The organism is Achromobacter animicus (assembly GCF_040775605.1).
Classification (GTDB): domain Bacteria; phylum Pseudomonadota; class Gammaproteobacteria; order Burkholderiales; family Burkholderiaceae_B; genus Achromobacter; species Achromobacter animicus.
On sequence record NZ_JAYGJK010000001.1, the window covers coordinates 4,495,845 to 4,514,877 of the forward strand.

At 68.2% G+C, this 19,033-nt stretch carries 15 protein-coding genes; 8 read left to right on the top strand and 7 right to left on the bottom strand.

Annotation, left to right across the window (positions count from 1 at the left end):
* Positions 1-30 precede the first annotated feature (30 nt).
* From pdeM to AB3147_RS20575, 4 genes are read right to left on the bottom strand one after another with little or no spacing between them, the layout of a single operon-like run.
* Positions 31-702: a ligase-associated DNA damage response endonuclease PdeM gene (gene pdeM / locus AB3147_RS20560; protein ID WP_367352843.1), complete on the bottom strand. Its 672-nt coding sequence runs from the start codon at positions 700-702 to the stop codon at positions 31-33.
* Positions 686-3,148, bottom strand: coding sequence for a ligase-associated DNA damage response DEXH box helicase (locus tag AB3147_RS20565; RefSeq protein WP_367352844.1), 2,463 nt, complete (start codon positions 3,146-3,148; stop codon positions 686-688). Before AB3147_RS20565 ends, pdeM begins: the two co-directional genes overlap by 17 nt.
* A complete protein-coding gene (locus AB3147_RS20570) occupies positions 3,145-4,749 on the bottom strand; it encodes an ATP-dependent DNA ligase (RefSeq protein ID WP_175139335.1) in 1,605 nt (534 codons plus the stop codon). The genes AB3147_RS20565 and AB3147_RS20570 overlap by 4 nt, the downstream gene beginning before the upstream one ends.
* 42 nt (positions 4,750-4,791) lie before the next feature.
* A complete protein-coding gene (locus AB3147_RS20575) occupies positions 4,792-5,796 on the bottom strand; it encodes a ligase-associated DNA damage response exonuclease (RefSeq protein ID WP_279975212.1) in 1,005 nt (334 codons plus the stop codon).
* 300 nt (positions 5,797-6,096) lie between these two features.
* Between AB3147_RS20575 and AB3147_RS20580 the strand changes: the two genes are divergently transcribed.
* The gene (locus AB3147_RS20580; RefSeq protein ID WP_367352845.1) at positions 6,097-7,500 is read left to right on the top strand and encodes a 3-deoxy-D-arabino-heptulosonate 7-phosphate synthase; all 1,404 of its coding nucleotides are present in this window, start codon (positions 6,097-6,099) and stop codon (positions 7,498-7,500) included.
* On the opposite strand, the gene AB3147_RS20585 is transcribed toward AB3147_RS20580, so the two are convergent.
* Positions 7,479-8,444 carry a LysR family transcriptional regulator gene (locus AB3147_RS20585; protein WP_367352846.1) on the bottom strand — a complete coding sequence of 322 codons (966 nt, stop codon included), beginning with the start codon at positions 8,442-8,444 and terminating at the stop codon, positions 7,479-7,481. The two genes, AB3147_RS20580 and AB3147_RS20585, sit on opposite strands and share 22 nt — an antisense overlap.
* A gap of 104 nt (positions 8,445-8,548) precedes the next feature.
* On the opposite strand from AB3147_RS20585, the gene AB3147_RS20590 reads away from it, so the two are divergent.
* The 4 genes from AB3147_RS20590 (at position 8,549) to AB3147_RS20605 (ending at position 12,933) form a co-directional block, all read left to right on the top strand.
* Positions 8,549-9,760: a CaiB/BaiF CoA transferase family protein gene (locus tag AB3147_RS20590; RefSeq protein WP_367352847.1), complete on the top strand. Its 1,212-nt coding sequence runs from the start codon at positions 8,549-8,551 to the stop codon at positions 9,758-9,760.
* The gene (locus AB3147_RS20595) at positions 9,760-10,833 is read left to right on the top strand and encodes an NADPH:quinone oxidoreductase family protein (RefSeq protein ID WP_367352848.1); all 1,074 of its coding nucleotides are present in this window, start codon (positions 9,760-9,762) and stop codon (positions 10,831-10,833) included. The genes AB3147_RS20590 and AB3147_RS20595 overlap by 1 nt, the downstream gene beginning before the upstream one ends.
* Positions 10,773-11,768 carry a Bug family tripartite tricarboxylate transporter substrate binding protein gene (locus AB3147_RS20600; protein ID WP_367352849.1) on the top strand — a complete coding sequence of 332 codons (996 nt, stop codon included), beginning with the start codon at positions 10,773-10,775 and terminating at the stop codon, positions 11,766-11,768. Before AB3147_RS20595 ends, AB3147_RS20600 begins: the two co-directional genes overlap by 61 nt.
* Before the next feature lie 145 nt (positions 11,769-11,913).
* On the top strand, positions 11,914-12,933 hold the full coding sequence (locus AB3147_RS20605) for a histone deacetylase family protein (protein WP_367352850.1): 1,020 nt from the start codon (positions 11,914-11,916) through the stop codon (positions 12,931-12,933).
* A 109-nt stretch (positions 12,934-13,042) separates the two neighbouring features.
* Here the strand turns inward: AB3147_RS20605 and AB3147_RS20610 are convergent, their stop codons facing one another.
* Together AB3147_RS20610 and AB3147_RS20615 are read right to left on the bottom strand one after the other, a co-directional pair.
* Positions 13,043-14,668, bottom strand: a complete 1,626-nt coding sequence (locus tag AB3147_RS20610) for a GGDEF domain-containing protein (protein ID WP_367352851.1) — start codon at positions 14,666-14,668, stop codon at positions 13,043-13,045.
* Between the two features lie 207 nt (positions 14,669-14,875).
* Complete coding sequence (locus tag AB3147_RS20615; RefSeq protein ID WP_367352852.1) at positions 14,876-15,397, bottom strand: GNAT family N-acetyltransferase; 522 nt, start codon at positions 15,395-15,397, stop codon at positions 14,876-14,878.
* 180 nt (positions 15,398-15,577) lie between these two features.
* On the opposite strand from AB3147_RS20615, the gene AB3147_RS20620 reads away from it, so the two are divergent.
* From AB3147_RS20620 to AB3147_RS20630, 3 genes are all read left to right on the top strand, one after another.
* Complete coding sequence (locus tag AB3147_RS20620) at positions 15,578-16,711, top strand: metallophosphoesterase (RefSeq protein ID WP_367352853.1); 1,134 nt, start codon at positions 15,578-15,580, stop codon at positions 16,709-16,711.
* A gap of 309 nt (positions 16,712-17,020) precedes the next feature.
* On the top strand, positions 17,021-17,896 hold the full coding sequence (locus AB3147_RS20625) for an RNA ligase family protein (protein ID WP_367352854.1): 876 nt from the start codon (positions 17,021-17,023) through the stop codon (positions 17,894-17,896).
* Positions 17,893-19,029, top strand: coding sequence for an AAA family ATPase (locus AB3147_RS20630; protein ID WP_367352855.1), 1,137 nt, complete (start codon positions 17,893-17,895; stop codon positions 19,027-19,029). Before AB3147_RS20625 ends, AB3147_RS20630 begins: the two co-directional genes overlap by 4 nt.
* Positions 19,030-19,033: the final 4 nt, after the last annotated feature.

Sequence of the window (19,033 nt, forward strand, 5' to 3'; positions counted from 1 at the left end):
TATGTCCCCGGACAGCAAGCGCCGTGCCCATCACCGCACGCGCGGCGTCCAACCCAAGGGCAACGCATCGCCTTCCACGCACGCGACCAACGAAGCCCCCTGCCCGCCCTGCACCGCATGGCCGCCGGTAAAATCGGAAAACGCCGGCAGCACGGTGATGCCTTCACGCAGCCAGAACGCGGGCCAGCTGCGCGGGACGCCCGGCACACGCGTTTTCGGGTGGACGTGGCCGGCGATCACGTGGCGGCCCTGCGCGTCCGGTGTCGGCAGGTGACGGAACAGGAACGGGCCATCCGCCCACGCCTCGCCGAGCTGGCGCATGCCTAGCGCCGGGGCGTCCAGCGCGCGGTCATGGTTGCCGGCCAGCACTGCCACATCCACGTCCGGATTCGCCTCGCGCCACGCAATCCACGCATCGCGCCACGCGGCCTGCGCGGCGGGCCCGTGCAGGACGTCGCCGACAATCAAAAGCTCGGCGGCGCCCGTCGCGGCGATCAGGGCCGACAGGCGCCGCAGGTCGTCCATCGTCGCCCCGCGCGGCACGGCGATGCCCGCCTGCCGAAAGACATGGCTCTTGCCCAGATGCAGGTCCGCGATCACCAGACGGGACCGCGCAGGCCAGTGCAACGCGCGCGCCCCCAGCAGGACGACAGGCTCGCCTGCCAGCGCCATCGCAAGTCCGGCCTCAGGCGATTCGCGCATACCGCTTCTCCAGTTGCTCGGCGGCGCGCTTGACTCGTGCCTGCCAGGTTTCGGTGCTGAGCTGCCCGCGCAGGCTTTCCGTCCACAGCGGAAACGACAGCGGCGTGAGCGCGCGCGGCTCGCACAAGGCCAGCTCGCGCCGCTGGCAGTCCTGCAGCGCCGCCAGGAGCCGCGGCGCCTCCAGTTGCAGTTCAAAGACTTCGCGCTCGGCCTGCGCCAGCAGCAGGTGATCCGGATCGTAACGGCGCAGCACGTCGTAGAGCAGCCCGCTGGAGGCCTGCACCTGCCGCAGCGAACGCGCCGCCTGCCCCGGCAGCGATGGCGTCAACAACCCCGCGACACGCGCGATCTCTCGAAACTGCCGGCGCGCCATTTCGCCCAGATTGACGCCTTCGCGCAGGTCATCGGCCATGTTGTCCGGGCTGAGCAGTGCGCGCAGCAGCGTGTCGTCCAGGGCTGCGGGTTCGGCCAGCGTGAGCATCAGGCCGTAATCGTTGACGGTGTAGGAGATGGTGTTGGCCTGCCGCCGGCCCCAGCGCAGAGCGACCATCGCAGCGATGCCTTCATGCACGGCACGGCCTGCAAACGGAAAGAGGAACAGATGCGAGCCACGCCGCGTCTTGATCAGTTCGGCCACCAGACGGCCGTGGTCGGGCAGTGCGCTGGCCTGTTCCTGGATGCGAAGCAGCGGGGCAACGGCGCGCATTTCCGGGTGCTCGCCGGGATGGGAGTACAGGCTCTCGACCTCGCTCGCCAATTGCGTGGACAAGGGCATGCGCCCGCCCTGCCAGGTCGCGACGGGTCCGTCTCCGCCCTTTGCCCGCCGTACGTAAGCCACCATGCCCTCCAGCCGCACCAGTTCCAGCGTGCGCCCGGCAAATTGGAACCGGTCGCCGCGCCGCAAGCGCGCCAGAAAGCCCTCCTCGACCGATCCCAGGCCGCCGCCTCGCAGATACTTCACCGCCACCGCGCCGTCGGACGTGATGGTGCCGATGGACAGCCGATGCCGGAACGCGATGCGCCGGTCATGCACGCGGTAGCAGCCGTCTTCATCGCGCACGACGCGGTGATAGTCCGGATACTTCGCGAGCGCGCGTCCGCCCTGCACGATGAAATCCAGCACGGCCTGCCAGGTCGCGGCATCGAGCGTGGCGTAGGCATGCGTGCCGCGCACCTCCTCAAACAGATCGCCAGCTTCGAAGCCGCCACCCAGCGCCAGCGTCACAGCGTGCTGCGCCAGCACATCCAGGCTGCCGATGGGCGGCACGCGGGACTCGATCTCGCCGCGCGCGATCGCCTGACGGGCCGCGGCATACTCGATCAGTTCGAGCGCCTGCGCGGGCACGCAGACCACGTTGCCGGACTCGCCGGGCCGGTGCTTGGCGCGGCCGGCGCGTTGCAACAGCCGCGCGACGCCCTTGGGGCTGCCGATCTGCAGCACCTGATCCACCGCCGGAAAGTCCACGCCCAGATCCAGGCTGGACGTGGCCACGACGCAGCGCACCGTGCCGTCGCGCAGCCCTTGCTCGACCGTCGCGCGCAGTTTGGGGTCCAGCGAGCCGTGATGCAGCGCCAGCGTGCGCGGATCCTCCGGCCAGATCGACTCCAGCGCGCGGTGCCACAGCTCGGCCTGCGCCCGCGTGTTGGTAAAGAGCAGCGTCGCGCGCACATCGAACAGTCGCTTGAAGACGCGTTCCAGCTGCGACAACCCCAGATGGCCCGCCCACGGCAGCGCGCGGCTGCGTTCCGGCAGCAAGGTGGAGATCTGGATCTTGCGCGGCCTGGCGCCGGCCACCAGCGCGCTGTCGGGCGCCTGCGGCAGCAGCACGGCGCGGGCCTCATCCAGGTTGCCCAGCGTGGCGGACAACCCCCACGTTCGAGCCGCCGGCGACAGCTTGCGGACCCGCGCCAGGCACAGCTGCAGCAGCACGCCGCGTTTGTTGCCCAGCAGTTCATGCCATTCGTCGACCACGATGCAGCGCAAGGCGCGAAAGCGCGTCGACGCGTCGGCGTAGGACAGCAGCAGCGCCAGCGATTCGGGCGTGATCACCAGCACGTGCGCCTTGCCCTGCCGCGCCAGCCGCTTGTCGCGCGCGCTGGCGTCGCCCGTGCGCAACGCGACGGTCCAGTCGATGCCCAGTTCGGCCGCCGTCTGCGTCAATGCCCGCGTCGTGTCCGCAGCCAACGCGCGCAGCGGCGTCACCCACAAGACGCGCGGACCTTCGCCGGTGGCCGCCTTTGCCGGCATGTCTTCCGAGAGCGCTTCAAGGAGCGGGCCGCCAAATGCCGCCAGCGTCTTGCCGCTGCCCGTGGGCGTGTGCAACAGGCCCGACCCGCCATCCAGATAGCGGCGCCACGTCTCGCGTTGAAAAGGCGCGGCTTTCCAGCCGCGCGCCGCAAACCACGCGACCAGCGCCGCATCCCTGCCCCGGGCCGTGCCGCTCATCGCGCCAGCGCCTTCAGCGTGTCCAGCTGATCGGCCTGATCCGCCGGCTTGTCGTGCCGCCAGCGCAGGATGCGCGGAAAGCGCACGGCGATTCCGGACTTGTGACGCTTGGAGATGTTCACGCCTTCGAAGCCCAGTTCAAACACCTGCACGGGTTCGACCGAGCGCACCGGACCGAAGCGCTCGCGCGTGTGCGCCCGCAGCCAGCGGTCCAGTTCCAGGATCTCTTTATCGTCCAGGCCCGAGTAGGCCTTGGCAATGGGCACCAGCGCGTCGCCCTCCCACAGCCCGAAGGTGTAGTCGGTGTAGAGCGTGCTGCGGCGGCCGTGGCCGGACTGCGCGTACAGCAGCACGGCGTCGATGGTGAGCGGGTCGATCTTCCACTTCCACCAGTCGCCGCGCCGCCGCCCGCTTTGGTATGGCGCGCTGCGCCGCTTGAGCATGAAGCCTTCGACGCCGCGCTCGCGCGATTCGCCGCGCAGCGCGTGGGCCTCGTCCCAGCTTGCCGGCGCGACGGCCGGCGACATCCGCAGCCGAGGGTCGGGATGGCGGCGCAGCAGCGCCTCCAGGCGCTCGCGGCGCTCGGCCTGCGGCAATTCGCGCAGGTCCTCGCCTTCAAGTTCGAGCAGGTCATACGCCAGCAACTGCACCGGCGCCTCGGCCAGCCACTTGGGACCGGGTTTCAGGCGCTGGATGCGGGTCTGCAGGGCCGAGAACGGCATGGGGTCCGTGTTGCCGTCCTGCCAGGCCAGCAGTTCCCCGTCGATGACGCAGTCCACGTCGAGCGCGGCGGCCGCCGCTTCAACTTCCGGAAAGCGGCCGTCCAGGCGCTCTTCGCCACGGGACCAGATGGATACCTCGCCACGCCGCCGGATGAGCTGCGCGCGGATGCCGTCCCACTTCCATTCGAGCAGCCATTCGTCGATGGGACCAAGCACGGCGGGATCGCCTTCGAGCGGCGACGCCAGGAAAAAGGGATACGGTTGCTGGCGGTCGCCTGGCAGTTCCTCGGCGCTGAGCAGATCGCGCAGGAACGCCGGACTGGGCGACCACGCGCCCAGCATGCGCTGCGCAATGCGGGCGATGGGCACGCCCGACATTTCGGCCAGCGCCTGCTGCACCATGCGCTGAGACACGCCGACGCGCAGCGCGCCGGTCAGCAGCTTGTTGAAGACCAGGCGTTCTGCATAGGGCAAGCCCAGCCAGGCCGAGACGACCACCTCGCGCCGCTCGATCTCATCGCGGTTCGCGACGGGCAAGAGAATCTCTTCGATCCAGTCAGCCAGGCCGCGATCCGGCGCGGCCGCTTCCGGATCCGGGACGAGCAGCGCCAGGGTTTCGGCCAGGTCGCCGACCTGGTCATAGCAGGCGTCCAGGAGCCAGGGCGCAGTGTTGGAAGCGTCGGCCGCCCAGGCCCGCAACTCGCCAACCCCCGCGATCTTCTTACGTGTGCTGGTGATCTTGCCGCCAGCCAGCAGATACAGCGCCCAGACCGCGTCGCGCGGCGGGGCATCGCGGAAGTACGCCACCAGCGCCGCGCGCTTATCCAAGGTGGCGGTGCTGCGGTCAAGCTCCTGATACAACGCCGCGAATCGCTTCATGCCTGCGTCCGTTCCCCTGTCGATCTTCGTTCGATGGCCGCCCTAATCGTCTTCGCCATACTGCGTCACAAGCGTCTCGGCGGCGATGCCGGATTCATTCAACGTACGCACCAGCGCCTCGGTGTCGCCGTGCGTGGCGATGACCCGCTTGGCGCCGGTGTCGTGGATAGTGCGCAGCAGGTCGGGCCAATCGGCATGGTCCGACACGACAAAGCCGCGGTCCATGTTGCGGCGCCGGCGGTTGCCGCGCAGCCGCATCCAGCCCGACGCAAAGCCATGCTGCGCCTTGCGGAAGCGCCGCAACCACGCGCTGCCCGCCGCCGACGGCGGCGCCAGGATCAGCTCTCCAGCAAATCCCGTTCCCGAGGCCCCGGAAGGGCCGTCCGCGTCGATGACCAGACGCGTGTCGGCCAGCGGAACACCGGCCTTGCGATAGACGTCCACCCCCGCGGCGATCGCGCCGTGCAGGTAGACGGGCCGGTCCGCAAAGGGGATCAATTCAGCCAGCACGCGCTGCGCCTTGCCCAGGGCGTAGCAATAGAGGATGGCGGCCTCGCCGCGCGCGGCGCAGTGGTCGCGCCATTGCACGATGTCGCGCGCCACGTCCGAGGCGCTGGGCCAACGGTAAATAGGCAGGCCAAAGGTGGCCTCGGTGATGAAGGTGTCGCAAGGCACGACTTCAAATAGGCTGCACGTCGGATCGGGCTGGCGCTTGTAGTCGCCGGACACGACCCAGACTTCGCCATCGACTTCGATGCGCACCTGCGCCGATCCCAACACGTGGCCCGCCGGATGCAACGACACGCGCGCGTTACCCAACGTGAAGACTTCGCCATATGCATGGACCCGGTAGTCCTGGTCGCCCAACCGCCATTGCAGGATAGGCAAGCCTTCGGCGCTGGTGTGGTAGCGCCCCATGCCGGAACGTGCATGATCGCCATGACCATGCGTCAGCACGGCGACCTCGACGGGCCGCCACGGATCGATATGAAAGCCGCCGGCTGGGCAATACAGGCCTTCCGGACGCAATTGCACGATGTCGCGCATGGGACCTCCCGATCGGCGCGGCGCGACGGTTTCGCGGCCGCATGTCTTTGGTTATACCCCGCGAGGACGCAGAAAAAGTGCGCTGAAAACGCACCGCTAACATCCGATGAAAAATTAAAAGTTCAGTTGCAGACGGGGGGCAGCGTAAGCCGGTAGTGTGGAGCGGTGGCTTAAAGGAGAGAATATGCGTACCAATCACATCCTCACGATTATTGTTGTGGTCGTCGTCGCTTCGATCGCCCTGTCGGTCGTCCCCTGGTAATTCCTTGGCAGCGAGGCCGGACATGACACGGAACCTTCATGCCCTCTGCTTTGCCGCATTCCCTGCTGGACCTGACGCTGCGCGCCATCCCGCGTCGCTATCGCGTGGGTCCGCTGCCCGCGGCCCGCAGCGGGCTTGAAGTTTCCGACCCGGCGATGGCGCTTGCCATCGCCATCGAACAGGCCCGCGTTGCGCTCAGTGCAGACGCAGCGCCATCATCCGCCAGTGAACGCCTGTTCGTAGACGCGCTCTCGCAACTGATTCGGGACGCACTGCGCGAAAGCGGCGGAGATTCCGCGTTTCAGGCCATGGTGCTGCGGCATCAATCCCCGCTGGTGCGCGAATACGCTTCGTTGTCGGCGCACGCCCAGGCGGACCGGCGCGCGGTACGTACTGCGGTCGATGCGTTTGCGCATCCCGGCAAGCGCCGCGGGATGCCGGCCGGGCCGTTGGCGGACGCGCTGGCGTCGTTGCATGCGGCGGCGGCAGCCGAGGACTGGGCCGCATTGACGCAAGGCGCCGAGCGCCTGCTTGCGGCGCAGCCCTCGGACGCCGCGACAAGCCCGGCGATTTCCGCGCCGCTGGAACGGTTGCTGGACGACCCCGCCTTGGCGCGTCTGCGCCGCATGAAGACGTTGTCCACGGATCCGCTGGTGCAACGCTATCAACATCTTTGGCAACGGCAAGGTCCCCGCCCCGGCACGCCGCAGGCCGCCGCGCAGGGGCTGGACGCGCGCCGCCGCGGCATCGCCGTTGAAGCGTTGGCCGAAGGCGCCATTACCGCGATGGCCACGCAGCTTGCGCAAAGGACGGGCGAAAGTTATCGGGTGGTCACGTCAATGCACGTCCCGGCGTCTATCCCGGGCAACGCAAACCGCGCCAAGACCGAATGGGACGTGGCGCTGCTGCGCCAGTCGGCCGGCGACGCTGCGGCGCCGGTCTGGGATGTGTGCCTGCTCGTTGAGGCCAAGGCATCAACGGACGCGGCGACGTCGGATCTGCCCCGCTTGCTGCGCGGTCTGCGGTTGCTTGCGCACGCAGATGCACAGACCATTTATGTGTTCGAGAGCCACCAGGGGCCGGTGCGGCTGCGCGGTGCAGCGTTGGCGGCGCTGTCGGCGGACGACGCTGATCTTGCCGGGACGATTCTCTACTTTTCCGACGCGCCGGCGGATACCGCGCCGCGGCTGCTGAATGCCGCTGGCCGGATGCAGCTGTTGTCAGCGCAGGAAAGCCTGGACTTCGCCAGCGCGTTGGCCTCAGGCGAGGCGCCGGATGCGTCGGCGCTTGCGCCGGTGTGGCAACAGTTGCTAGTTGCGCCTCGCTGGAGCGCCGTGCTGAACCAGTTCGCGCTGTTGCGGCAGGTGCGAGAGCTAATGGTGCATGTGGATGACGTGCACGCTGCCATCACGCGCTTGGGTCAGGATCGCGCCGGCGCATAAGCGCAGTCGCCCGCGGCCGCTCCGCTCCAATCCGGCGCATGCCGCTCGATGTGCACGCGGATGAAATCCGCCAGCACGCGCGTAGCCATGGACGGGAACCGGTTGGGCGCGGTCAGCAGGTAGATGGCATCGCCCACCCCCTCGGGCTCGTACGCGGGCAGCACCTGCACCAGCGTCTCGTCACGCAGCAATTCCCACACGGCATAGCGGGGCAGCAGCGCCACACCCAAGCCCGCCAGCACCGCATCGCGCAGAAACGGATAGTCGCCCGACTGCAGCCGCGGCGCGACGCGCAGGATCAGCGGGTCGCCATGCGCCTGCTTGAGCCGCAGGTCGAAGCGCCGGCCCAGCGATTGCGGCGCGATCAGGTCGCAGCGGCCCAACTGCTCCATCCGTTGCACCGGCCCGTTGCGCGCCAGGAAATCCGGCGACGCGCACAGGCACCACTGAATGTCGCACAGCCGCCGCGCCACGTGATCTTCGGGCGGAGACGAGGTGATCTTGAGGGCGATGTCGACTTCAGCGGAGATCAGGTCGCCGATCCCGTCGTTGATGTGCACACGCAGCGCAATGTCGGGATGCGCGCGCGCAAATTCCAGCAGCACGGGGGCAAGATAAAGGTGGCCCAGGCCAGTGGGCAGCCGGATGCGCACATCGCCGCGCACGGTCCCATCCAGGCTGTCGATGGCCGCCTGCACCGCGCGCATCTCGTCCAGCAATCGGATCCCGTGCTGGTACAGCAACTGGCCGGCCTGCGTCAGCTCGACATGCCGGGTGGTGCGCCGGAACAGCTGCGCGCCCAGATCGAGTTCCAGCCGCTTCAGGCGGTGCGACATGTTCGACCGCGTCATGCCGCAACGCTGCGCGGCCGCGCTGAGGTTGCGCGACTCGACCATTGCGACAAACAGTCTGACGAGGTTCAGGTCCGGCTTATTGTCAATCATGGTTCACCATTCCCGGCACAAACCGGTGGATTGTCCAATGCGTCGGCCGAGTCTAGCATCGTCTTCATCGCCTTCGAACCCTTGCTCCGGACCGACATCCACCCATGCCCACCCCGTTGACCGACGTTTCCAGCGGACCCTATTCCGGACTGCGTGTGCTGGACCTCAGCCAGGGCATCGCGGGCCCGTACTGCGCGCAGATGCTGTGGCAGCAAGGCGCCGACGTCGTAAAGGTGGAACCGCCAGACGGCGACTGGGGCCGGCACGTCGGTGTGCTCCGCGACGACCAGAGCGCGCTATCCATCGCCTACAACGCCGGCAAACGCGGCGTGTGCGTGGACGCGCGCCAGCCGCAAGGCAAAGTGCTGCTGGCGGACATGGCGCGGCGCGCGGACCTCGTAATCCAGAATTTCCGCCCCGGCGTCGCCGAACGCATGGGGGTGGGCTACGACAGCCTGGCCGCACGTTGCCCGGGCCTGGTCTACGTGTCCATCAGCGGCTACGGACCGGACGGCCCCTACGCCAACGCCCCCGCCTCCGACTCGGTGATGCAGGCGGATAGCGGCCTGATGTTCGCCAACCAGACACCCGCCGGCGAGCCGCGCCGCATCGGCCTTCTGATGGCGGACATCGCCACCGCGCTGTACGCCGTGCAGGCGGCCAGCGCCGCGCTCTATCAGCAGGCGCGCAGCGGCCGCGGCCAGCATGTGCAGTTGAATCTGCTGCAGGCCTGCGCGGCCTTGCAGGTGAACGACATCCTTGCGTACGGCATTGCGGGACAGCGGGAGGCCGTGGCGGTCAGCGCCCCCAACGGCGTCTTCGACACCGCGGATGCGCGCCTGTCCGTGCTGGCGTTGAACAACGACCAGTTCGCGCGCTTGTGCCGCGCGCTCGAACGAACCGACTGGCTGGCGGACCCCGCCCTGTCCACCAACGCAGGCCGCATGGCGCAGCGCGAGCGACTGCATCGGGAAATGGCGGAACAGTTGGCGCGGCGCCCTGCCGCGCACTGGGTGGAGCGCCTGGCGCGCGAGGACGTGCTGCACGCGTACGTGCGGGACTACGACGGCCTGGCGGCGCATCCGCAGACGGCGCATCTGGGGCTGCTGGAACCGCTGGCGCAGCCCGGCGGCCAGCCCCTGCCCTATGCGCGCGCGGCCGGGGCCTTGACACGCCGGCCGCTCACCGCGGCGCCGGCGGTTGGCGAGCACACCGTGGATGTGTTGACCGAGTGGGGCGTCGCGCCCGCCGACATCCAGGCCATGCTGCATGCCGGCGTGCTGCGCCAGGCGGCATGCGGCAAGGAGGCCCGCTGATGCGCGCCCTGGTCTGCCATCGCCATGGTCCGGTTGAAGACGTATTGCCCGGTGAGCTTCCCGAGGCGCCGGCGCCCGCGCCCGACGAAGTCACCATCGCCGTCGAGCATGCCAGCGTCAGCCACGCAACCAAGCTGCTCATCGAGGGACGCTATCAAAGCCGTCCGCCGCTGCCGTTTGCGCCCGGCACGGAGGCCGCGGGCCGCGTCATCGCGTGCGGCGCCAAGGTCACGCGGTTCAAGCCCGGCGACAAGGTCGTGGCGCTGGCGCGCTGGGGCTGCTATGCCGAACGACTGACCTTGCCGGAATACACCGTCTATCCCGTGCCCGACGATCTGCCGCTTCTGACCGCGCTGCCCATTCCCATCTCGTACGGCACGGCATGGGGCGCGTTGTTGTGGCGCGCCGCGATGCAGCCCGGCGACACGGTGCTGGTGCTGGGCGCGGGCTCGGGCGTGGGACTGGCGGCCGTGGAGATAGCGTCGGCGCTGGGCGCGACGGTGCTGGCCTGCGCCAGCACACCGGCCAAGCGCCAGGCCGCACTGGACGCGGGCGCGGTGCAGGCGTTCGCCGCTGACGAGTCGATGCCGCAGGCCGTCAAGGCGGCCAGCGACGGGCGCGGCGCTGACGTGGTGCTGGACGCGGTGGGCGGCGACGCCTTCGAACGCAGCGTGCGCGCCGCGGCGGCCAATGCCCGCATGGTGTCGGTGGGTTTCGCCAGCGGCCGCATCCCGGATGTGCCGCTGAACCTGCTGCTTGTGAAGAACATTGCCCTGCATGGGTTTTTCTTTGGCCGCTACATCGGCTGGACGCCCGCGGACGAACGCATCGTCCACGCGCCCGCCATGCAGCGGACCATGTCCACCCTGTTCGACTGGGCCCGCCGCCAGCGGATCCGGCCGGCTGTAACGGCGATCTATCCGATCACCGGTCTTGCCGCAGCACTCGCCGCCCTGGAAAGCCGACAAGTCGTCGGCAAGGTGGCGATCACGATAACGACGGAGACAACCCCATGCGTACCAACGACTTCCGGCGCGCCGCCCGGCCACGCCATCTTGCCGCCGCGGCGCTAGCCGCCTGCTGCGCCAGCCTGCCCGTCGCCGCGGTGGCGGCCGACGCCTATCCCAGCAAACCCATCACGATGGTCGTGCCCTACCCGCCCGGCGGGCCGACCGACATCGTGGCGCGGCTGGTGGCCGCCGAGATGTCCAAGACCATCGGGCAGAACATCGTCGTCGACAACAAGCCCGGCGCCAGCGGCATGATCGGCGCGGACCTCGTGGCGCGCGCCGCGCCCGACGGCTACACGTTCCTGGCCAACGCGTCGCTGCACGTCATCAACCCGTACATCTACGCGTCGATGCGTTACGACGCCTTCAAGGACTTCGCGCCCATCACGCAGCTTGCGGACGTGCCGCTCGTGCTGGTCGTGCCTGAAACGTCGAAGGTGCGCACGGTGCAGGACCTTGTGGCGCAGGGCAAGGCCCAGCCGCTGAACTTCGGATCGGCGGGTTCGGCGTCCGCGCAACAGCTTGCAGGCGAATCGTTCAAGGTGCGTTCCGGCCTGCCGATGCAGCACGTGCCTTACAAGGGCAGCGCGCCCGCGCTGACGGATCTGGTGGGCGGACAGATCCAGCTGATGTTCGATTCGATGCCGTCGGCGATGCCGTTCATCAAGTCGGGCAAGCTGCGGGCGGTGGCGGTGACAACCAGCCGCCGCGTCGATGAACTGCCCGACGTGCCCGCCATGGCCGAATCCGGATTCCCGGGCTTTGACATCAGCACGTGGTACGGCCTGTGGGCGCCCAAGGGCACGCCGCCGGCCATTGTGGCCAAGCTGTCCGAGCACGCGGCGCGGGCGCTCAAGCAGCCCAATGTCGTGACGCAGTACGCCGGCCTGGGCGCCAAGCCGGTGGGATCTGATCCCGCCACGTTTGCCCGGTTCAACGTGACCGAGGGCGAAAAGTGGCGCGACATCGTCAAGGCGGCGCATATCACGCCGCAATAGTGGAAAAGGCGGCTCAGACTGACCTCGACCCGGGCGGCGCGGGTAATCCCCCATAAGCAGCGCCACGCCGCTGGATAAGAATTCATGGTTTCCTATCCGCGGCCGCCGCGCGCATCGCGCGCCAACCAACCCCGAGGTCCCAGGCATGAAGGCGTTCTTCCACGACGATCAAAAGCTTCACCATCCGCAGACCTACTTTTCGCGCGGCAAAATGCGCACGCCGCAGGAGGTGCCGTCGCGGCTGGACGGCCTGGTGCAGGCGGCGCGCAAGCTGGGATTCGACGTCCAGGCGCCCGCCGACGACGGGGCGGGTGCGATCGCGGCGGTGCACAGCCTGGATTACCTGCGCTTCCTGCAGGACGCGCATGAGGACTGGATGAAGCTGCCCGGCGATTGGGGCGGTGAGGTCGTGTCGAACGTCTTCGTGCGCGAACGCAATGCGCTGCGCGGCGTGCTGGCCAAGGCCGGGCGTTACCTGGCGGACGGCAGTTGTCCGGTCGGCCCCAAAACCTGGCATTCGGCGTATTGGTCGGCGCAATGCGCCATCGCGGGCGCCGACGCCCTGCTGGCCGGAGACCGCAGCGCCTACGCGATCTGCCGCCCGCCCGGTCACCACGCGCGGCGCGATGCCGCGGGCGGCTTCTGCTACCTGAACAACGCCGCCATCGCGGCCCAGCGGCTGACGTCCAAATTTCCGCGCGTGGCCATCCTGGACACCGACATGCATCACGGCCAGGGCATCCAGGAGATCTTCTACGAGCGCAGCGACGTCCTGTACGTGTCCATCCACGGCGATCCCGAAAATTTCTATCCGGTGGTGGCAGGCTTTGAAGACGAGCGCGGAGCCGGCGAAGGATACGGCTACAACATCAACCTGCCCATGCCGCACGGCTCGCCCGAATCCGTGTTCTTCGACCGGCTGGCGCAGGCGCGCCGCGCGATCACGTTGTTCCAGCCCGATGCGCTGGTGCTGTCGCTGGGTTTTGACATCTTCGAAAAGGATCCGCAGGCCATGGTCAGCGTGTCCGAAGACGGCTTCGACCGCTTGGGCCGCGACGTGGGCGGACTGAACCTGCCCACGCTGATCGTGCAGGAGGGCGGGTATTACATCGAAGGTCTGGAGTCGAACGCGAAGCGGTTTTTCGCGGGCCTGACGGGCGCCTGATCCACCGGTGGGCACACTGGCCGTCAGAAGCTGACCGCCACCCCTGCGCCGCCGCGGTCAGACGGTTCAAGCCGAACCACCCGAAATCGCTGGTGGCCGCCGGGCGGGTTCAAGCCTTGGCCGACGCTTCCCACATCGTCACTCTGTCCCGGCCCGTCTGCTTTGATCGGTACAGCGCCTGATCGGCGCATTTGATGACGGCCTGCGGCGATGCGCCGTCCCGCGGCCACAGCGCCACGCCCACGGACACGGTCACCGGACGCACGCCATCGGGCATCGGGCGCGCCGCCACGGCCGCCCGGATGCGCTCGGCCGCCTGGGCTGCTGTCTGTGCCGCCGACCGCATGGCGTCCTGCGTCGTTTCGTGCGCCGTGTCCTGCGTGTCGTCCTGCGCTTCGTCCTTCCCGCCCCGCTGAGGCAGGATCATCACGAATTCCTCGCCGCCGATGCGAAAGGCCTGATCGCCGGCGCGCACGTTCTCCTGCAGGGTCCGCGCCAGCGCCACCAGGACCTTATCGCCCGTCGGATGGCCATACACATCATTGATCTGCTTGAAGTGGTCGAGATCGAGCGCGATGACCGCAAACGGCGACGCGGCGGCGACCAGCTCGTCGATCCGCGCGCGCAGGGCGCGGCGATTCATCAGCCCGGTCATGGGATCGGTCAGCGTTTCCGTGTTCAAGCGGCCGACTTCGTCCCGATGGCGCGCTTGCGCAGCGGCCAACGCCTGCCGCAGCTTTTCGGCCTCGAAATACCAGGTCTTCAGCGTGGTGGCGCGCAAGGCCGTCGGACCAACCGGCTCGTCGCTGGCGAAGGCGTCAGCCAGGCGTGCGAGGGGCCGCGCGATCGCGTAGGCGCATGCGCTGACGAGCAACAAGGTCAGCACCACAGCCGGCACGGCGAACTGCAGCGACGCGCCCAACAGGTCCTTGAGGGGCGACAGCGCGCTGTCGAGCGGACGCTGCACCACGACCGCCCAGTTGCCCTTGACCAGCGGCGCGTATCCCGCGATCACCGCCGCGCCGGAAGCGTCCATGACTTGCTCGACGCCCGGCCCCGTGGCGGGCGACAGGCGCGCCTGGACCGCGCTCGCAATGTCCGCGTCCGCGCCATGCCGGTACAGCATCTGACCCTCGCCATTGACCAGATACACGGAGGTGCCGTCCGCATACGCATGCTGGCCGACGAGCCGGTCCAGGCCGCCGCCATGCTCCAGCACAACGATGGCGGCGAGATAACCCGAAACCGCGTTCTGCGGGCCAGGCACAGGTTCCACCAGTGTCAGCGTCGCAAAGCGCGCCCCCGGCAGGCAGCATGGCCGCGCCCATTGCCCCGCGCGCAGCTCCCGTACGCCCAGTTCGTCCAGTTGCTTGATGGCGGCCAGCGGCGACGGACTGTCCTTGGACCGGCTGGTGATCCGGCCACCGGGATCGGCCAACAGCACCGCCGTTACGCCTTCGATCGTGCCGGCCAGATCCGACAGCTCAGCCTGCAGCGCGCCGGGCGCATCCGCCAACCGCGGGATGCGGTTTGCCCCGGCGGTAAGCTGCCGGTCACCCGTCTGGATATACAGGTTGATGATGTCCGCCAGCTTCTGTGCGTAGGCCAGATTGGCGTCGAGCGTGTTCTTGACGACCTGCGTCTTCTGCGCCTGGTAGCCCGCGTACATGGCATTGAAAAAGCCGACCGCCACGCTGAGCACCGCCAGCGAAATAAGCACGGTCAACAAGCGCACTCTGCGTTCTCTTGCCATGTCGCTCCTGAGGGGAGAGCACCGCGAATCGCCCGGATCGGCGTAGCTGCCGGATGCGCGCGCCACGGAGGACGACAGCGCAGTCACCGGCGCGGGCTGGCGCACCGGGATAACGCAGAATACCGAACTATTTTTGGGTAATCCAGCGGTCGCCAACCGCAGCTCGGCACGCCCAACGCGGCGCTTGGGCTATGCGTCCGGTGCCCGGTGCAGGCGCATCGCCACGCGCCGCTCAACCGGCAGCCCGTGGCTGGCCTCGGCCGCCAGCACCGCATGCAGCCGTGAGCCGGGCATTGCCTGCACTTCGCGGAATCCGAGCCGCGCATACCAGGGCGCATTCCATGCCAGGTCGCGAAAGGTCGTCAGGGTGACCGCTGCCAGGCCCGCTGCCCAGGCATGGCCGCACGCGGCCTGCACGAGGGCGCGGCCAATTCCCATCCGCTGATGACCGGCATCGACCGCCAGCTCCCGCAGGTGCAACGCGTCTTCGAAGCGCTCGGCGCAAAGGAACCCGCACAATTGATCCGACGCTTGCGCCACCCACGACGTGCCCTGCGCGATCAGGCGCAGATGGTCGGCCTCAGACATCACCGCGTCGTCCGCGATCCATTCCAGGCCGGGCGCGGCGCGAAACAGCGCGCCCGCAGATCGTTCGATCGCGGGCAGCAGCGCAGCATCCTCGGGACGGGCGGGGCGGATAAGCGTGGACAAGGCAACTCCAGATTGCGGCAGGCGCATGCGATTCTACGACCCGCCATCAACGCGCGCCATGTTTCAGCCGCCGCGCAGAATCCAGTGTTTTAATCGGCGCTCCCTCGCGGGAAATTTCGTCCGGGCGGCAGCGAGACGCCAGGCCCGGCGATTCCAACAACAAGATTCAGGATTTCGCACGTGTTTCATGTCATCACCGCGCTGATCGCGCTCTACGTCATCTGGCGCTTCGTCTGGCAATTGAAGTGGCCCGCTTCCAGCCGAGTGCTGCTGTCGATATTGGTCGTGCTGGCCGCCGAGCACCATCTCATCACCCGCAACTTCTTCGGCACCATGGCGTCGCCCGAGGTGCCCGCCGCCGTGCTGATGACGCTGGGCTGGGCGTTTGGCGCGCTCATTCTGCTGGCCGCCTTCCTGTTCGTCACGGATGTGGCGGGGCTCGTCATATCGCTGTTCTCGCGCGGACGCGGACGCGCGCTGCTGGGCTGCACGCGTCTGCGCGCCGGGTCCGCCGTGGCCGCGCTCGCGCTGTCCGCCGTTGGCGTCTGGCAGGCCGTGCGCGTGCCGGAGGTCAAGACGATCGAGGTCGCCTTGCCCAACCTGCCGCAAGCGTATGACGGCTTTCGCATCGTGCACCTGACCGACCTGCACGCCAGCCGCCTGCTGCAGGGCGACTGGATGCAGGCCGTCGTGGCGCGCACCAATGCGCTCAAGCCGGACCTGACGCTCATCACGGGTGATCTGGTCGACGGCACGCCTGCAGCGCGCGCCGCCGACGTGCAACCGCTGGCCGATCTGCGCGCGCAATATGGCGTGGTGGCGATTCCGGGCAACCACGAGTATTACGCCGAGTACCTGGGCTGGATCGAGGCCTTCAGGAAACTCGGCCTGCGCATGCTGCTCAATGAACACATGACAATTGAACGCGACGGCCAGCCGCTGGTCTTGGCGGGAATCACCGACAGCGTGGCAGCGCGCGTGAACCAGCCGCTGCCGGACATCGACGCGGCCATGAAGGGCGTTCCGCCGTCGTCGGCGGTGATCCTGCTTAGCCATCGGCCCGTGGGCGCTGAGCGCCACGCGCAAGCCGGCGCCGGCCTGCAGCTGTCGGGCCACACGCACGGCGGCCAGATTCTCGGTCCGCATTTCATCACCCAATTGGCCAACGAAGGCTACGTGTCGGGCATGTACCAGGTCGGCAACATGCAGCTTTACGTGAGCAACGGCGCGGGCCTGTGGCCGGGCTTTCCGATCCGGCTTGGCCGGCCATCGGAGATCACGCAGATCGTGCTGCGCGCCGCGCCGCCCGCCTGACGCAGCCCTGCCACACACGCGGCGGCGCATTGACAAGGGCCGCCGCGCTGACTTAGCATTCGGCCCTGCTTTTTCAACGCCTTTCGCTTTTTGGGTGCAACCGTGTCTGCCATTCGTCAATTCGCCTGAACGCCGACGAGTACCGTCCTGGTACCGCGGTCAGCCTGCCCGCATTCGCTGCTCGACGCCATGTAATGAGCACACCCCCGCCCGGCAGGCGCGGATCCAGGAAGCGCAACACCTCCCCTCCCCGCTTCCCCTCCCGTAAAGACTGTGTCGTCGGCTTTTCCCATTTGCTGGAGAAGACCCATGACGCTGGATTTCTGCGCCTACGCGCAATCGCTAGACCTGTTCCGATATCCCCGAACGCCCCACCTTGAAGGCTCGCGCCTGCAGGACGGGGACGAAGGCCATGACCACGTGCCCTATCGCACGCTGGCCGGCCAGACGCTCGTCGTCGAAGAAAAGCTGGATGGCGCCAACACGGGCATCAGCTTCAGCCCGTCGGGCGAACTGCTGCTGCAATCCCGCGGCCACTACCTGGTGGGCGGCGGCCGCGAGCGGCAGTTCAGCTTCGTCAAGGCCTGGGCCGCCGCGCACGCGGACTGGCTGCTGGAGCGGCTGGAAGATCGCTATGTGATGTACGGCGAAACGCTGTCGAAGAAGCACTCCGTGTTCTACGACGCCCTGCCGCATCACTTCTTTGAATTCGACGTGCTGGACCGGCGCACCGGCGAGTTCCTGTCGACCGGCGCGCGCCGCGCGTTGTTGGCCGATGGTCCGGTGCTGTCGGTGCCCGTGTTGTACGAAGGCCCCGCGCCCGCGCGGCTGGCCGAAGTGAAGACCATGCTCAAGCCGTCGCTTGCCAAGACGGCTGGCTGGCGCGATGCCTTCGAGGCCACCGTGCTGCGCGAAGGCCTGGACCTGGCTCGCGCGTGGAAGCAGTGCGACAAGTCGGATCTGTCGGAAGGCCTGTATATCAAGGCCGAAGCGGACGGCAAGACCATCGCCCGCTACAAGTGGGTGCGCCGCGACTTCGTACAGGCCATTCTGGATTCGGACATGCACCATTCGGAGCAGCCGTTCATCCCCAACCAGCTCGCCGACGGCGTCGACCTGTACGCGCCGCGCCTTGCAGTCGACTGGGACACGTTGCGCGACGCGCGCACGGGAGAGACATCATGAATCACGAACAGATCCGGGCCCTCGTGCCCCAGCCGGGGCGCGGCGCGGACTATGCGGCTTGCCTGGCCGCCTTCCCCGCGCTGGAGCTGGCCAAGACCACGCCGCAGGACCCCCGCTATCACGGCGAGGGCGATGTATGGACGCATACGCAGATGGTGGTGGACGCGCTGCTCGCGCTGCCGCAGTACCAGGCCGCGTCCCGCGCCGACCAGGAGATCGTGTTCCTGGCCGCGCTGCTGCACGACGTGGCCAAGCACAGCACGACGGTGATCGACCCGGTAACCGGCGCCATCGGCCAGCCTGGCCACTCGCGCAAGGGCGCCATCGACGCGCGCATCGCATTGTGGGACGCGGGCGTGCCGTTCGCGGTGCGCGAAGCGATATGCCGGCTGATCGCCACGCATCAGGTGCCGTTCTTCGCGCTGGAAGGCTCGCGCCGCGGCCGCTCGCCGGAGTTCATCGTGCGCGAGTTGTCCTGGCACGTGTCCCTTCCATTGCTCGCCATGCTGGCCGAAGCCGACATGCGCGGCCGGATATGCGCTGACTCTGCACGCGTGCTGGACAACATCGCCCTCTTCTGCGAGCTGGCGCGCGACGAGCAGTGCTTCGGCCAGCCCCGTGCCTTTGCCGACGCGCACACCGCCGTCAGCTATTTCCGCGGCGCCGACGTGCATCCCGACTATGCGTTGTTCCAGGAGCCGGGCTCGCGGGTCATCGTCATGTCGGGGTTGCCGGCGTCCGGCAAGAACACGTGGGTGGCGGCGCATCATCCGGACCTGCCGGTGGTGTCGTTCGACGATGCGCGCGAGGAACTGGGCCTGCGCCATGGCAAGAACGAGGGCATGGTCGCGCACCTGGCCATTGACCGTGCAAAGGCACTGCTGCGCGCCCGCGCGCCGTTTGTGTGGAACGCCACCAACCTCAGCGAGCTGATGCGCAAGAAGACACTGGATCTGCTCTTTGCCTATCACGCGGACGTGGAGCTGGTGTATCTGGAAAAACCGCGTGCCGAGCTGCTGCGCCGCAATGCGCGGCGCGACACGTCGCTATCCAACAAGACGCTGACCGGCATGTTGCACCGCTGGGACCTGCCGCTGCCCACGGAGGCACACCGGGTGGTTTATGCGGTGTAGCGCG